Origin of the sequence: Aureimonas sp. OT7, assembly GCF_014844055.1 — a bacterium.
GTDB lineage: Bacteria > Pseudomonadota > Alphaproteobacteria > Rhizobiales > Rhizobiaceae > Aureimonas > Aureimonas altamirensis_A.
The window spans coordinates 3,390,103-3,404,330 of record NZ_CP062167.1; the positions used below are offsets into that span (position 1 = coordinate 3,390,103).

A 14,228-nucleotide genomic window follows, 5' to 3' on the forward strand; every position below is an offset into this window, starting at 1 on the left:
ACAACGGTGGAGCTCATGTGTTTCCTCCCGATATCTGCATGGTTTTTCTAGTTATTGGCCCTGCAGACTATCCGACCGTCGCTGCCCCGCAAGTTTACGACAATCACTTTTTAACATCGCTGTTATCGGATCGCGCGTCCCTGGGTATCGAAGGCATGGAGCTTGCCCGGCTCCGCCGCCAGCGACACCGCTGCGCCGCGCTCCAGCATGCGGTTGCCTTGCAGCTTGACGACGACGGGCTCCTCGCCGACCCCGATATCGACATAGGCCAGGGTCACCTCGCCAAGGGGTTCGATCAGCTTGATCGTGCCGGACAGGATGCCCTCTCCCGCCTCTGCCAGCGACAGGTCTTCCGGCCGGACGCCGACATGTACCGTCCCGCCGGGCAGGTCCACCGGGGCGGACAGGGCCGATGCCGGCACGATGTTCATGGCGGGAGAGCCGATGAACCGGGCGACGAAGAGGTTGTCGGGCCGCGCGTATAGCTCCATGGGCGACCCCACCTGCTCGATCCGCCCTTTGTTCAGCACCACGATGCGGTCGGCCAGCGTCATCGCCTCGACCTGGTCGTGCGTCACGTAGATCATCGTGGTGCCCTGCATCCTGTCATGCAGCTTGGCGATCTCGATGCGTGTCTGCACGCGCAGCGCCGCATCCAGGTTCGACAAGGGTTCGTCGAACAGGAACACCTTGGGATCGCGCGTGATGGCCCGCCCGATGGCCACACGCTGGCGCTGGCCGCCCGACAGGGCCTTGGGCAAACGGTCCAGATAGGGGTCGATCTGCAGGATGGAGGCCGCCTTGCGGACGCGCTGGTCGATCTCGGATTTCGGCGTGCCCTTCTCGAGCGACAGGCCGAAGGCCATGTTGTCGTAGACGCTCATATGCGGGTACAGCGCATAGGACTGAAACACCATGGCGATGCCTCGTTCCTTCGGCGTCCTGTCGTTGACGACCTGGCCGTCGATGGAAAACGTTCCGGAACTGATTTCCTCCAGCCCGGCCACGATGCGCAGCAGGGTCGACTTGCCGCAACCGGACGGGCCCACGAAGACGACGAACTCCCCGCTGGCGATGTCGAGATCGATGCCGTGCAGCACGGTTACCGCGCCGAAGGATTTGGTGACACCGGCGAGCTTCAATTCGGCCATGACTTGGAACTCCGGATAATCAGCCCTTGACGCCGCCGGCGGTCAGCCCGGCGATGATCTTGCGCTGGAAGATGAGGACGAGAACGATCAGCGGCAGCGTCACGACGACCGACGCCGCCATGATCGTGCCCCAGGGTATTTCCTGCTCGGATGCACCGGACAGAAGCGCGATGGCGACCGGAACGGTGCGCGTTTCGTTGCTGGCGACGAAGGTCAGCGCGAACAGGAACTCGTTCCACGCCGCGATGAAGGCGAGCAGGCCCGTCGTCACCAGCGCCGGCCACATCAGCGGCAGAAATACCCGCATGACGATGGTGAAGGGCCCTGCGCCGTCCACGATGGCGGCCTCCTCGATCTCCTCCGGCAGATCCCGCATGAAGGTGGTGAGCACCCAGACGGTGAAGGGCAGGGTGAAGATCATGTAGGCGAAGATCAGCGAGAAGAGGCTGTTGTAGATGCCCATCCACCGAACCATCTGGAACAGACCCGCCAGAACCGCGATCTGCGGGAACATCGACACGGCCAGGATGGTGAGCAGCAGAAGGCCCCGTCCCTTGAAGCGGATGCGCGACAACGCATAGGCGGCGGTGACTGCCAGGAAGAGCGAGATGACGACGACGCTGGTGGCGACGATCAGCGAGTTGAGCACATTCTGCAGGAAGACGCCGTTGTTGAAGACGCCCTCGTAATTGGCCAGCGAAAAGCTTCTGGGCAGGTAATCGACCCGAAACAGATCGGTGCCGGATTTGAAGCTGGTGACGATGGCGTAATAAAAGGGGAACACCGAAAACACGACGATGAAGAGGACGAGCGCGTAGAAGCCCGCCTTACGAGCAAGGGCAGCCATCAGCGATCTCCCGACAGGTTCAGCCGTGACAGGCGGATATAGGCGATGGTGCTGAGTGCGATGACCAGGAACAGCAGCGTCGAGGCTCCCGATCCATAGGCGAAATTGTCGAACTGGAAGAGATTCTCCTGCGCGAAGACGCTCATCGTCTTCGTTTCCGCATTGTTGGGCGTCAGCACGTAGATCAAATCGAAGACGCGCAGCGCGTCGAGCGCCCGGAAGATGACGGCCACCAGGATGGCCGGGCGGATCAGCGGCAGCGTCACCTTGAAGAACACCTTCACCGGGCTGACGCCATCGATCCTGGCTGCCTCGTAGACGTCGCCCGGCACCATCTGCAGGCCGGCCAGGATCAGCAGCGCCATGAACGGTGTCGTCTTCCAGACGTCGACGATGATGACGGCCCACAGTGCCGTGTCCGGCGAAGCGGTCCAGGCCACAGGCGCCGAGATCAGGCCGACCGTCAGCAGCATGTCGTTGAGGATGCCGAACTGGTCGTTCATCATCCAGGCCCACAGCTTTGCCGAGACGATGGTGGGGATCGCCCAGGGGATCAGCACCGCGGCGCGCACGATGCCGCGGCCGGGAAAGCTGGCGTTCAGCACGAGGGCGAAGATGGTGCCGAGCACGGTTTCGATGGAAACGGAGATGGCCGTGAACCACAGGGTGTTGCGTACGGCGCGCCACCATTCGTCGTCCACGAGAAGGCCGAACCACTCGCCCTCCCCATCGCCGTAGTCGATATATTCCAGATAGTTTCGAAAGCCGATGAATTCGGCCGTCCCCAGCGAAGACAGGCTGGCGTCGGTCAGCGAAAAGCGGATCGTCTGTGCCAGCGGCCATGCCGCCACCAATGCAAGCACCAGCAGCATCGGCGCCAGAAACAGCCATGCCGCGCGGCGGCGTTTACGCGCCGTCCGGTTGCCCGCCTTCCCGGTTTTAGCCTCGGCAGTCACCATCTGAAACCTCCTCCCCGACCGTGCCGCGTCGCGGCGCTTACCACTCGGCGCGCTTGAGCCGGCGTAGCGCCTTGTCCAGGCGGTCGAGGTTGGAGGCAGCGTCGCCGCGCCCCGACAGGGTTTGATGAACGGCGGTCCAGAACTCCTTGGACACCTCGTTATACTTGCCCTTGGTGGCCGCCGACGGGCGCGCCGTGGCCGTTTCGATGACCGGCTTCCAGTTGGCGACGATGGGCTGGGCCTCGGCCACTTCCGGGTCGTCGTAGACGCTGGGAATGGTCGGCATGCGCGACTGGTTGATGGCGCGCGTCTTCTGCCATTCGGCGGAGGTCAGGAAACGGACCATCTCGATGGCGGCCTCCTGGTTCGGCGAATGCTTCGACACCGCGACATTCCATCCGCCGAGGCAGCCGGCCGGCTGGCCACCCTCTCCGGTCGGCAGCTGCACCACGTCGAACTTGTCCTTCACGGCGCTGTCGTCGCCGCGCGACAAGGCATAGGCATAGGGCCAGTTGCGCATGAAGACGGCATTGCCCGTCTGCCAGACACCGCGCGCCTCTTCCTCCATGTAGCCGAGGACGCCACCCGGTGCGATCTTGTCGATCCAGCCCGCCGCGCGGTCGATGGCTGCCGCCGCCTCCGGATTGTCGATGGTGATCTCGCCCGCTTCGTCCACGATGGTGCCGCCGCCCGAGCTGGCGATCCATTCCAGCGCGTTGCAGGTGAGGCCCTCATAGGCGGAGCCCTGGAAGACGAAACCGTTCAGGCCGCCATTGCCGGCCTCGCGCTCGGCGGTCACGATCTCGGAGGCGATCTCCTCCAGCTCGGCCCAGGTCTTCGGCGGCTGCTTGCCGTATTTCTCCAGGAGGTCCTTGCGATAATAGAGGGCGGGTGCATCCGTGTAGAGCGGCATGGCAACGAGCTTGCCGTCGACGGTCTGCGCATCGATCACGGCCGGGAAATGTTCACCGACGCGATCGGCCATCGCTTCGGACAGATCGACGAAGTTGTCGGCGAGCTGCGGCGCCCAGATGACGTCGGTGCGGTATACGTCCACGTCGGAGTTTCCGGCCGCCAGCCAAAGGCGATACTGGCCGAACTGGTCGGTGGTGGAGGCCGGCATCTCGACGATGCGCACGCGGTGGCCGCTTTCCTTCTCGAAAACGTCCAGGGCGGCGCGCATCTCCTGCACGTCCTTGCCGACGGAGCCGAGCACGATGGACAGGTCGGCCGCCAGGGCGGGTTGCACCGTCAGGGCGGCCGTGGCCGCCAGCGCGGCGAGTGCTTTGCGAAGCTGCATTTCGATGGTTCCTCCCGTGATCGAAACCCGCTCTCCCGGCGGGCATGGTCGATGCGCCCTCCTCAGGCGGCTTTCAGCATCTTTCCTTCCGCATCCGAGACGAAGGCCAGGTCCAGCAACCGCTGCACCTCGGCGGCGCGGCGGAATGCGGGCTCGCCGTTTTCGCCCGACATCAGCGCCAGGGCGAACCGCTGTTCGTTGCGCGGCGTTTCCGGACAATCGACCGGTTTCCACGTTGCCGTCTCGATATCCGCTCCCCGGCAGGCCGAGAGGGTGGACGTGTGCTGGTTGGCCCAGATCTTCAATGCGCCACGCGTGCCGTAGATCGACAGGCTCAGATCGTTGAGATTTCCCGTTGCGAAGCGCGACATGTGCACCACACCCAGGGCGCCGTTGGAAAACTCCACCGTCATCGCGACGCTGTCGTTGACGTCCAGCGTATACGGGCCGATGGCCCCGCCTTCGGCCTTGTCGAAGGTGCGCATGCGCGCCTGCAGCGCCGCAACGTCCAACCCGGTGCCGAAGGTAACGAAATCCAGGATATGGATGCCGATATCCCCAAGCACTCCCTTGGAGCCATGCGCCGACGACAGACGCCACAGCCAGCGCTCATCCGTCCGCCAGTCGCCCCAATGGCTGCCCGTCAGCCAGCTCTGCAGGTAACTGGCGTCGACATGGCGGATATCGCCGATCTCTCCTGCGGCAACCATGCGCCGCGCCATCTGCACGGCATGGGCATTGCGATAGGTCAGGTTGACCATGTTGATGAGCCCGGCCCGCTCCGCCGCCTCCGTCATCGCCATGGCGTCACCATGGTTGAGCGCCAGCGGCTTTTCGCAGAAGACCGGCACGCCTGCACCGATCAGCTCCAGCGTCGTCGCATAATGCGCCGCATCCGGAGTGGAGTTCACCGCCGCGTCGAAGCCGCCATGCTCGAGCGCATGCGACAGCGAGCCGAAGGACTGCGTCATTCCATGCAGTTCGGCGAAACTGCGCGCACGCTCGAGATTGGTGTCGATGGCCGCCGCCAGTTCGATGCCCGGGATCGCTCCGAAGATCTCGGCATGACGGTGCGCGATGGCCCCTGTGCCCAGGATGGCGAGCCGCTTGATCATCGATAGCCCGCCTCGCCCTTCTTGTGCAGCGCCGCACCCTTGGGCGTCAGCTTTTCGCGCGCCTGGTCGTACGGCCTGTTGGGCGCTTCCGACACATCGCGCCACGGTTCGGCCGGGTTGTAGGCCCAGCGGACGGCGTTGCGCAGCACGGTCTGGATGGCCGCGTCGTGATAGATGGGGTAGGTCTCGTGGCCCGGCTCGAAGTAGAAGATCCGCCCTGCCCCGCGCTGATAGGTCAGCCCCGACCGGAACACTTCCCCGCCCTCGAACCACGAGATGAACACCGTCTCGAGCGGTTCCGGAACCAGGAATGGCTCTCCGTACATCTCCGAGTTCGGCAGCTCGATCGCCGTGTCGATGCCCTTGGCGATAGGGTGGTTGCGGTTGATGACCCACAGGCGCTCGCGCTCGCCGGCCTCACGCCAGCGCAACGAGCAGGGCGTGCCCATGAGCCGCTTGAAGATCTTGGAGAAATGCCCCGAATGCAGCACGATCAGGCCCATGCCCTCGGCCACGCGCTGCTGCACCCGGTCGACGATGGCGTCGTCCACTTGCCCATGCGCCTTATGGCCCCACCACAGGAGCACGTCGGCCTGGTCCAGCCGCGCCTGCGTCAGGCCATGATCGGGTTCCTGCAGGGTGGCCGTCGCCGCCTCGATGTCGCCTTCGGCCGAGATCGCCCTGGCGATGGTGCGGTGGATTCCATCCGGATAGACTTTCTGGACGATCTCGTTCTCCTGCTCATGAACGAATTCGTTCCACACCACTGCCCGTATGCCCATAACGGAAATCTCCCTTGGCGCTCTCCCAAAGCGCTTTGATTGAAAGTTGAAGCGCTTTGGATGTAGTGTCAACCTAAGATTTCATTCGATCGTCCTGATTGGATATGGGGAGGGAACGGGCCTTGGCCATGAGCCTGAAGGAACTTGCGGCATCGCTCGGCCTGTCGCAAACCACGGTAAGCCGCGCCCTGAACGGCTATCCCGAGGTTGGAGAAAAGACACGGCGGCGCGTATTGGAGGCGGCGGAGCGCGCCAATTACCGGGCCAGCACCGCGGCGCGGCGTCTGGCCACGGGGCGCGCGAATGCATTGGGCCTCGTCTTTTCGACAGAGCGCAACATCCTGGAACGCCCGATCGTCATGGATTTCCTGACCGGCGTCTCGGAGACCGCCGCACGCGAAGGGCTGGACATCGTGTTGACGCCGACCCGCGCCGGAGAGGAAGCGGATGCCTGCCTGCGCCTCGCCACGAGCGGGCTGGTGGATGCCCTCGTGCTGACCTCTCCGATCCTCGACGAGGTCCGCACCAGCGGCATCGCCGACCTCGCCTTTCCCATCGTGACGCATGGCAGGCCGCTGCACGGGCAGAACGTGCCTTATCTCTCGATAGACAATTTCGGCGGTTTTAGGCGGGGCGCACAGCATCTGGTGGAGCTTGGCCACCGCCGCATCGGGCTCGTCAACGGCGAGGCCCGGCAAGCCTATGCCCAGGACCGAACACAGGGGCTTGGCGCCGCCCTGGACGAAGCCGGCATCGACAGGGCGGAACATCTCGTCCGCTACGGACCGCTGACATTCACGCAGGGCTATCAGTCGACCCTGTCGATTCTCGACGAGTTCCAGGCGCCCACCGCCCTTCTCGCCTCGTCCATCCTCGTCGCCCTCGGCGCGATGAAGGCATTGGCCGAGCGCGGCCTGCGCGTTCCACAGGACATGTCGATCGTCGCCCATGACGACGAGGTGGCGGCGTTTCCGCCCTCCATGGCGACCCCGCAACTGACGACGCTCAACTCGTCCATCCGGGCAGCCGGAGCGCGCATCGCCGAGATGGCGCTGGAGCGCATCGCATCGGGCGGGAAACCGGTCCCGTCCGAGGTATGGCCCGTCCCGCTGACCGTTCGCGGCTCCACGGCCCCCGCCGTGGACTAGGCGTCGAACGTGGCCGTCGCGCTCATCGCCACCGGGCCGCCGGGGCGGGCCGTCCACAGGGTCAGGGCGCCGTTTTCATCCGTTGCGTTGAGGGTGAAGCGTGTATCGTCGAACAGGGTCGAAAGACTGCGGAACGCGAAGCCGGCAGGGGCCCGGCCTCGCAGCTTTGCCGCAAAATGATACAGCATCGTCGCCTGCATCGGCCCGTGCACGACAAGGCCGGGATACATCTCCACGCCGGTCGCGTACGGCTTGTCGTAGTGGATGCGATGGCCATTGAAGGTGAGCGCCGAGTAGCGGAACAAAAGCGGCGCCCTCGGCACCACCTCCATGACGTGCTCACCTTCCTGCGCGGCCGGCGGTTGCGCCTTCGGCGCGGTCGAGGATTCCGCCTCGCGGTAGACGATATCCTGGCGTTCCACGACGGCCACAGCCTCGCCGCTCGAAATCTCGTGCCGCACCGTCACGAAGCACAGCCGGCCGGTGCGCCCTTCCTTCAGGACGACATCCTCGATCGTCGAGCGCCTCGTCACGACGTCGCCGATAGTCAGCGCGCCCCGCATCTCGAACTGGCCGCCGGCCCACATGCGGCGCGGCAGCGGCACCGGCGGCAGGAAACCGCCGCGCGCCGGATGCCCGTCCGGCCCGAGCTCGCTCATCGGCACGGCCGGCGGCGCAAGGCACAGATGGATCAGTTCGGGCGCGGGCTGGCCGGCCTCGGTCGTGCCGGGCAGTTCCAGCGTCGCGCGAAACCGCCTGACCAGTTCCGGCGACAGCACTTCCGAGGCAGTTTCCTGCCTGCCGATCCAGCGGCGCAGATGGGCGATATCCACGGCTTCGGGCACGGCGCTCATTCGGCCGCCTCATGCGCCGCCTGCAGATCGGCATGCTCGCCGATGGCCGGCACCCGTCCATAGGCGCGCTCCTGCCCGGCCACGACGGCGGCCGGGGCCGGAAGGGACACGGGTCCATTCGGCGTCTCCACCACGATGCGGCGCAGATGCGGATGCTTCGACAGCGCGGCCATGTCGTTGACGGAGGCAAAGGCGACCTCCGCCCGCGTCAGGGCATCGGTGGCGGCGGCCTCGCCCATCGTGGCGAAGGCCGCCGATACGAGCGCATCGGTTTCCGCCCGATGGCGCACGCGCGCGACGTTGGTTGCAAAGCGCGCATCCTTCGGCAGGTCGGGACGGCCCAGGAAGACGTCGCAGAACTTGATCCACTCCCGCTCGCTCTGGATCGAGATCAGGAACACGGTCCCGTCGCCGGCGGTGAAGATGCCGTAAGGCGCAATGGACGGATGGGCGAGGCCGATGCGGCGCGGGCTTTGTCCGCCCTCCTCCTGCAGCAGCGGAACGGCCAGCCAGTCGGCCATGACGTCGAACATCGACACATGGATATCGCAGCCCTTGCCGCTGATGCCCCGCGCGATCAGCGCCTCAAGGACCGCGGCATGGGCCGTGGCACCGGTGGCGATATCGACGAGGGATATGCCGACGCGCGCCGGCTCCGCCGGCCCGCCGGTGATCGAGGACAGGCCGGATTCGGCCTGGATCAACAGGTCGTAGGCCTTGCGGTGCGCCAGCGGGCCGCTGGTCCCGTAGCCGCTGATCGTGCAGTTGATGAGGCGGGGGTTGGCGGCGCGCAGCGCCTCCGCCCCAAGGCCCAGCCGCTCCAGGGAACCGGGTTTTAGGTTCTGCACCAGCACATCGGCGCGCGATGCGAGGTCGCGCAGGACGGAAAGATCGTCCGGCCTTGTCAGGTCCAGCGCCAGCGATTCCTTACCCCGGTTCAACCAGACAAAATAGCTGCTCTGCCCTTTCGCGACGTCGTCGTATCCACGGGCGAAGTCGCCGCTCGGCCTCTCCACCTTGACGACGCGCGCACCGGCATCGGCCAGCCGGGCGGTGCAGAAGGGGGCGGCGACGGCCTGCTCCACCGCCACGACCAAAAGCCCCTCCAGTGGCAAGGCACTCTTCATGCGGACGACTCCTCCGGGACAGGCGAAACGATCATGCGCACATTGTTCCAGTACGCCCGCATGGCCGCAAAGACAGCTTCGGGCTGGCGCCCATAGCGAACTTCTATGGAAGCGCCAGAACCGCCCGTTATGCCCGCCAGACCGAAGCTGTCTTTGCCTGGCCCCCCAATCTGGAACAGTTTCAAGCTGGCGTCTGCCCCGCTTCGGGGCGGGCCCGGTCCATTGCGCCAGCCCAAAACCGACGCAAGAACGGTTGGCTGGCCCGTATCAATAGGGAGGAGACCCTTTGAAGACGCTGTTGTTCGCCGCGCTCGCCGCTGCCGTTTCCCTGTCCGCCGTCGGCGCTGCCAGGGCACAGGATTATCCAACCCAGCCCGTGACGCTGATGATCCCCTTCTCGGCGGGTGGCCCGACGGACGTCATCGCCCGCCTTCTCGCCCAGGTGATGAGCGAGGATCTCGGACAACAGGTTCTCGTCGAGAACGTCACGGGCGCAGGGGGCACGCTGGCATCCGGCCGCCTGGCCCAGTCGACGCCCGATGGTTATACTGTTCTGCTGCATCACATGGGCATCGCCACCAGCGCGACTCTGTATCGCAACCTGCCCTACGATCCGCTGACCGCCTTCGACTATATCGGGCAGGTCACGACCGTGCCGATGCTGCTCGTCTCGCGGCCCGACTATCCGGCCGAAGACTTCAAGCAGCTTCTGGAAACGATCCGCGAGAAGCCGGAAGAAACACTCTTGGCCAATGCCGGCCCCGGCGCCGTTTCTCATCTCTGTGGCATGTTGTTCATGCAGGCCGTGGGCGTGCAGTTGACGACGGTCCCCTACCCCGGAACCGGCCCGGCGATGACCGATACGATGGGCGGCCAGGTCGATCTTCTCTGCGACCAGACCACCGGCGCCACCAACCCTGTCCAGTCCAAGGCGGTAAAGGCCTATGCCACCGCGACCAAGGAGCGGATCGCCGTCCTGCCCGACGTGCCGACCGCGCTGGAGCAGGGCCTCGATGGTTTCGAGATCGGTGTGTGGCACGGAATGTATGTCCCGGCCGGGACGCCGGAGCCGGTCAAGGAGCGTCTGACGGACGCGCTCCAGAAGGCCCTGCAGGACGAGACGGTGATCCGCCGCTTCGCGGAACTCGGCACCGAGCCGGTGCCGCAGGAAGACGCCACGCCGCAATCCCTCGAAAAGCAGTACAAGGAGCAGATCGAGTTCTGGCGTCCCCTGATCGAGGAAGCCGGCGAATACGCCAATTGAACCCGGTGCGGGGCGCCTTCGGGCAGGCGCCCCGCACCGCCCTTGTCGGCGCGGCTTATATGCCGCGCAGGAGATTGATGGCGATGGTCCACATCACGAGGGCGATCACGCCCTCGAGGATGCGCCACGCAGTCGGGTTGGCGAAGACGGGTCGCAGGAAGCGCGCTCCCAACCCAAGAGAGAAGAAGAACAGGAAGGATGCGGTCGTCGCTCCCATCGCGAAGATCGCCTCCTGGCCGGGGAAACCCGTCGAAAGCGATCCCAGCAGCACGACCGTATCCAGATAGACGTGCGGATTTGCAAAGGTCAGCAGGAAGCACGTTGCCAGAACGGGCCATAGCGGCGTCGCCGCTGCGGCCGTGACCACCAGCGCCTCGCTGGACCGGAAGGCCGAAAGCATGCTGCGGCAGCCGTACCAGACCAGGAAGGCTGCCCCGGCATAGCGCATCGCCGGCTCCAGGGCGGGCATCAGTTCGGCTACGCGTGCAAAGGCGAGGACGCCCAGCCAGATCAAGGCGGCGTCGGACAGGGCACAAGCCAGCGCAACCGCCAGCACATGCTCGTTGCGCAGGCCCTGGCGCAGCACGAACGCATTTTGCGCGCCGATTGCCACGATCAGGCTGAGCCCCATCAGCAACCCATTCAGATACGCCGTCATTCCGTTCCCCGTCGCTACGAGATCGCGGTATACCCGAAGACGACGGAAATGTAGCTGACGGCTTTGCCGAACGGTCTTCTGCGGCCGTCTGGCCCCGGCGCATTCCGGGGCTCAGGCTAAATCTCCGCCCCGCGATAGGTAACCGGCGGGGCGCGCCACTGCATGGGGCCGCTCTTGTGGATCGACTGCCCCTGCGCATCGACGGCAACCGTCACCGGCATATCCTCCACCACGAATTCGTGGATGGCCTCCATGCCCAGGTCGTCGAAGGCGATCACCCTGGCCGATCGGACGGCCTTCGAAACCAGATAGGCCGCTCCACCCACCGCGATCAGATAGGCCGCGCCGTGCCGTCCGATGCTGGCGACCGTCTCTTCGCCGCGCTCCGCCTTGCCGATCATCACCAGGAGGCCGGTGCGCTCCAGAAGAATGTCCGTGTAAGGGTCCATGCGCGTGGAGGTGGTCGGCCCGGCAGGGCCCACCGCTTCGCCGGCGACGGCGTCGACCGGCCCGACATAATAGATCGCCCGTCCTCTTAGATCGACGGGCAGTTCCTCGCCCCGCCGCAGCATGGCGGCCAGACGCTTGTGCGCGGCATCGCGGCCCGTCAGCAGGCGGCCCGACAGAAGAAGCGTTTCGCCGGCGCGCCAGCCTGCCACCTCGGCCGGGGTGAGGCGATCGAGATCGACCCTCACCGCCTCGGCGCCGGCATCCAGAGCCACCTGCGGCCAATCTTCGACGCGCGGCGCCTGAAGGTCGGCCGGTCCGCTTCCGTCCAGCCGGAAACCGATGTGCCTGTCGGCAACGCATTGCGGTATGAGCGCCACCGGCATGGAGGCGGCATGCACCGGATAGGTCTCGATCTTGACGTCCAGGACGGTCGTCAATCCGCCCAATCCCTGCGCGCCGATGCCGAGCGCGTTGACGCGCCGGTACAGGTCCACGCGCATCTCTTCCTGCGGGGTTCGCGGCCCCCGCGCCAGCAGCTCGGCCATGTCGATCGGCTGCAACAGCGACTCCTTGGCAAGCAGCATCGCCTTCTCGGCCGTGCCGCCGACGCCGATTCCGAGAATACCGGGCGGGCACCAGCCCGCTCCCAGCGTCTCGACGGTGCGCACCACCCATTCCGCGACGTCGTCGCCGGGGTTGAGAGCGGCGAAGCTTGCCTTGTTTTCAGAGCCGCCGCCCTTGGCGGCCACATGCACGTCGAGGCCGCTTCCGGCCACGAGTTCGACATGGGTAACGGCCGGCGCGTTGGTGCGCGTATTGCGCCTGTCGAACAGTGGATCGGCCACGATGGAGGCGCGTAGCGGGTTGTCTGCATTGGTATAGGCGATGGCGACGGCCTCGTTCACCACGTCGCCCAAGGCCTCGTCGAAATCGAAACGCGCCTGGATGCCGACCTTGAGGAACACGTTGACCGTGCCCGTATCCTGGCAGATCGGGCGACGCCCGATGGCGGCCATGCGCGAATTCACCAGGATCTGCTTGATAGCGTCACGCGCGGCCGGGCTTTTTTCTTGCTCGAGCGCGCGGGCCAGATGCGCAAGAAAGTCCGGTGGGTGATAGACGGCAATGTACTGCATCGCATCGGCGATGGATGCCACCAGATCGGCCCGCCGGATGATCCCCCCTGTCATGCGGCCCCGGCCGAAACGGCGACCCGGTTGCGCCTGTCCATATCCAGGAACGCCTCGGCAAGGGCGGACGCGCCCGCTCTGCCCAGCACCGGCATGGCGAGGGTATCGAACTTGCTCCGCAAGGCCGCCGCATCGGGAAAGGTTTCAGGCTCGCCCGAAGGATCGGCGATCCGCCGTTCGATGGTTTCCCCGCCCTGCATCTCGACGACCAGCGTCGCGCCGAAGGGATGTTGCAGCCCCTCCAGCGTCTCGTCCCGCAGGACGTCGACGCGGTCCGCCAGCTCGCACAGGGACGCATCGCCAAGGCGTTTGTAGTCGTCCCAGCCGAACGAGCCCTGGTCCAGCATCACGGCGGCGGTGAAAGGCATGGAGAACTGCCCGTCCACGACCGAGCCGGGGCGACGCTTCTCGTCCAGCGGCGCGCCCGTCAGCACGATGCCATTGCGGTGCAGGCCGATGGTGACGCGCGAAGCCTTGTCCGCCGTCAGGCCGGCCTCTGACCGCAGCGCCTTCAACCCATCCAGCGCGGCGTGGGTGTAGCGGCAACTGGGATATGGCTTCACACCGATACGCATGGTTTCCCACACGACGCCGAGATCGGCGGTGGCCCGTTCGGGCCTTGCCCCATCGGTATAGCCGACCAGCAACCCGTGCCTGCCTTCGATCGGCTCGTCTGCCGCAAAGAAGCCGTCTGCGGCCAGCGCCCCGGCCATGACGCCGTTCATCGCGGCCTGCCCCACCTGCCATCTCTTGTTCCAGCCGCCATTCCGCAGGAATTGCAGCGAGCCGGCGGCCTGGCTCCCGGAGACGCCGAACGCCCGGGCGATGCCCTCGGCGTCCAGCCCGTACAGCCTTGCAGCGGCGGCCGCTGCCCCGAAGGTGCCCGCCGTCGCCGTCGGGTGGAAACCGCGCGCGTAGTGCGCGGTCGGATCCAGCGCCATGCCGAGCCGGCAGCAGACTTCATATCCAGCGACGATGGCGGCCACCACTTCCGCGCCGCTGGCACCGACCGCCTCGCCCACCGCCAGCGCCGCCGGCACGACGGGGGCGGAAGGATGCAAGGAGGAGTCCGCGTGGGTGTCGTCGAAATCGAGCGAGTGTCCGAGCGCGCCGTTCAACAGGGCCGCCACGGGCGGCGCGTAGAAGCGGCCGGTTCCGACGACGCCCGCGCTGCCTGCCCCGTCCAGCCCCATCCGCTGGACGGCGGCCAGGATGGCCGATGTGGAATCAGCCTCGCTACCGGCGCGCACGATGGAGCCGGCAAGATCCATCGACAGTTCCTTGGCGCGGGTCACGACATCGGGCGGCAGGTCGTCAAAGCGGAGATCGGCCACGAAACGGGCCAAAGTCATCGTCAGATCGTGCACGCTGTTCCTCCCCATG

13 protein-coding genes are annotated in these 14,228 nt (G+C 65.9%); 2 read left to right on the forward strand and 11 right to left on the reverse strand.

Annotation, left to right across the window (positions count from 1 at the left end):
- Positions 1-122 precede the first annotated feature (122 nt).
- The 6 genes from ugpC to IGS74_RS16265 form a co-directional block, all read right to left on the reverse strand.
- The gene (ugpC, locus tag IGS74_RS16240; protein ID WP_192387483.1) at positions 123-1,151 is read right to left on the reverse strand and encodes a sn-glycerol-3-phosphate ABC transporter ATP-binding protein UgpC; all 1,029 of its coding nucleotides are present in this window, start codon (positions 1,149-1,151) and stop codon (positions 123-125) included.
- A 19-nt stretch (positions 1,152-1,170) separates the two neighbouring features.
- A complete protein-coding gene (locus IGS74_RS16245; RefSeq protein ID WP_039191979.1) occupies positions 1,171-1,998 on the reverse strand; it encodes a carbohydrate ABC transporter permease in 828 nt (275 codons plus the stop codon).
- Complete coding sequence (locus IGS74_RS16250) at positions 1,998-2,957, reverse strand: sugar ABC transporter permease (RefSeq protein WP_192387484.1); 960 nt, start codon at positions 2,955-2,957, stop codon at positions 1,998-2,000. The genes IGS74_RS16245 and IGS74_RS16250 overlap by 1 nt, the downstream gene beginning before the upstream one ends.
- 37 nt (positions 2,958-2,994) lie before the next feature.
- On the reverse strand, positions 2,995-4,257 hold the full coding sequence (locus IGS74_RS16255; RefSeq protein ID WP_192387485.1) for an ABC transporter substrate-binding protein: 1,263 nt from the start codon (positions 4,255-4,257) through the stop codon (positions 2,995-2,997).
- A gap of 62 nt (positions 4,258-4,319) precedes the next feature.
- On the reverse strand, positions 4,320-5,372 hold the full coding sequence (locus IGS74_RS16260; RefSeq protein WP_192387487.1) for a Gfo/Idh/MocA family oxidoreductase: 1,053 nt from the start codon (positions 5,370-5,372) through the stop codon (positions 4,320-4,322).
- Positions 5,369-6,154, reverse strand: coding sequence for a ThuA domain-containing protein (locus IGS74_RS16265; RefSeq protein ID WP_192387489.1), 786 nt, complete (start codon positions 6,152-6,154; stop codon positions 5,369-5,371). The genes IGS74_RS16260 and IGS74_RS16265 overlap by 4 nt, the downstream gene beginning before the upstream one ends.
- A 128-nt stretch (positions 6,155-6,282) precedes the next feature.
- Here IGS74_RS16265 and IGS74_RS16270 point away from each other — a divergent pair, with 128 nt between their 5' ends.
- On the forward strand, positions 6,283-7,302 hold the full coding sequence (locus tag IGS74_RS16270; protein ID WP_192387490.1) for a substrate-binding domain-containing protein: 1,020 nt from the start codon (positions 6,283-6,285) through the stop codon (positions 7,300-7,302).
- On the opposite strand, the gene IGS74_RS16275 is transcribed toward IGS74_RS16270, so the two are convergent.
- Both IGS74_RS16275 and IGS74_RS16280 read right to left on the reverse strand, forming a co-directional pair.
- A complete protein-coding gene (locus IGS74_RS16275; protein ID WP_192387491.1) occupies positions 7,299-8,156 on the reverse strand; it encodes a MaoC family dehydratase N-terminal domain-containing protein in 858 nt (285 codons plus the stop codon). The genes IGS74_RS16270 and IGS74_RS16275 overlap by 4 nt on opposite strands.
- Positions 8,153-9,283 carry a CaiB/BaiF CoA-transferase family protein gene (locus tag IGS74_RS16280; protein WP_192387492.1) on the reverse strand — a complete coding sequence of 377 codons (1,131 nt, stop codon included), beginning with the start codon at positions 9,281-9,283 and terminating at the stop codon, positions 8,153-8,155. The genes IGS74_RS16275 and IGS74_RS16280 overlap by 4 nt, the downstream gene beginning before the upstream one ends.
- A gap of 286 nt (positions 9,284-9,569) precedes the next feature.
- Between IGS74_RS16280 and IGS74_RS16285 the strand changes: the two genes are divergently transcribed.
- Entirely contained in the window at positions 9,570-10,547 is a 978-nt protein-coding gene (locus IGS74_RS16285) for a tripartite tricarboxylate transporter substrate-binding protein (RefSeq protein ID WP_246722607.1), read from the forward strand.
- Positions 10,548-10,602: 55 nt separating this feature from the next.
- Here the strand turns inward: IGS74_RS16285 and IGS74_RS16290 are convergent, their stop codons facing one another.
- The 3 genes from IGS74_RS16290 to IGS74_RS16300 form a co-directional block, all read right to left on the reverse strand.
- Positions 10,603-11,205 (reverse strand): LysE/ArgO family amino acid transporter, encoded by a 603-nt coding sequence (locus IGS74_RS16290; protein ID WP_192387493.1) that lies wholly within the window; start codon positions 11,203-11,205, stop codon positions 10,603-10,605.
- 116 nt (positions 11,206-11,321) lie between these two features.
- The gene (locus IGS74_RS16295) at positions 11,322-12,845 is read right to left on the reverse strand and encodes a fumarate hydratase (RefSeq protein WP_192387494.1); all 1,524 of its coding nucleotides are present in this window, start codon (positions 12,843-12,845) and stop codon (positions 11,322-11,324) included.
- Positions 12,842-14,212, reverse strand: coding sequence for an MmgE/PrpD family protein (locus tag IGS74_RS16300; protein ID WP_192387495.1), 1,371 nt, complete (start codon positions 14,210-14,212; stop codon positions 12,842-12,844). Before IGS74_RS16300 ends, IGS74_RS16295 begins: the two co-directional genes overlap by 4 nt.
- Positions 14,213-14,228: the final 16 nt, after the last annotated feature.

What these genes read in the sequence shown, in the direction of transcription:
- ugpC (WP_192387483.1), bottom strand. Translation starts at nt 1,151, where the DNA reads ATGGCCGAATTGAAGCTCGCCGGTGTCACCAAATCCTTCGGCGCGGTA.
- IGS74_RS16245 (WP_039191979.1), bottom strand. Translation starts at nt 1,998, where the DNA reads ATGGCTGCCCTTGCTCGTAAGGCGGGCTTCTACGCGCTCGTCCTCTTC.
- IGS74_RS16250 (WP_192387484.1), bottom strand. Translation starts at nt 2,957, where the DNA reads ATGGTGACTGCCGAGGCTAAAACCGGGAAGGCGGGCAACCGGACGGCG.
- IGS74_RS16255 (WP_192387485.1), bottom strand. Translation starts at nt 4,257, where the DNA reads ATGCAGCTTCGCAAAGCACTCGCCGCGCTGGCGGCCACGGCCGCCCTG.
- IGS74_RS16260 (WP_192387487.1), bottom strand. Translation starts at nt 5,372, where the DNA reads ATGATCAAGCGGCTCGCCATCCTGGGCACAGGGGCCATCGCGCACCGT.
- IGS74_RS16265 (WP_192387489.1), bottom strand. Translation starts at nt 6,154, where the DNA reads ATGGGCATACGGGCAGTGGTGTGGAACGAATTCGTTCATGAGCAGGAG.
- IGS74_RS16270 (WP_192387490.1), top strand. Translation starts at nt 6,283, where the DNA reads ATGAGCCTGAAGGAACTTGCGGCATCGCTCGGCCTGTCGCAAACCACG.
- IGS74_RS16275 (WP_192387491.1), bottom strand. Translation starts at nt 8,156, where the DNA reads ATGAGCGCCGTGCCCGAAGCCGTGGATATCGCCCATCTGCGCCGCTGG.
- IGS74_RS16280 (WP_192387492.1), bottom strand. Translation starts at nt 9,283, where the DNA reads ATGAAGAGTGCCTTGCCACTGGAGGGGCTTTTGGTCGTGGCGGTGGAG.
- IGS74_RS16290 (WP_192387493.1), bottom strand. Translation starts at nt 11,205, where the DNA reads ATGACGGCGTATCTGAATGGGTTGCTGATGGGGCTCAGCCTGATCGTG.
- IGS74_RS16295 (WP_192387494.1), bottom strand. Translation starts at nt 12,845, where the DNA reads ATGACAGGGGGGATCATCCGGCGGGCCGATCTGGTGGCATCCATCGCC.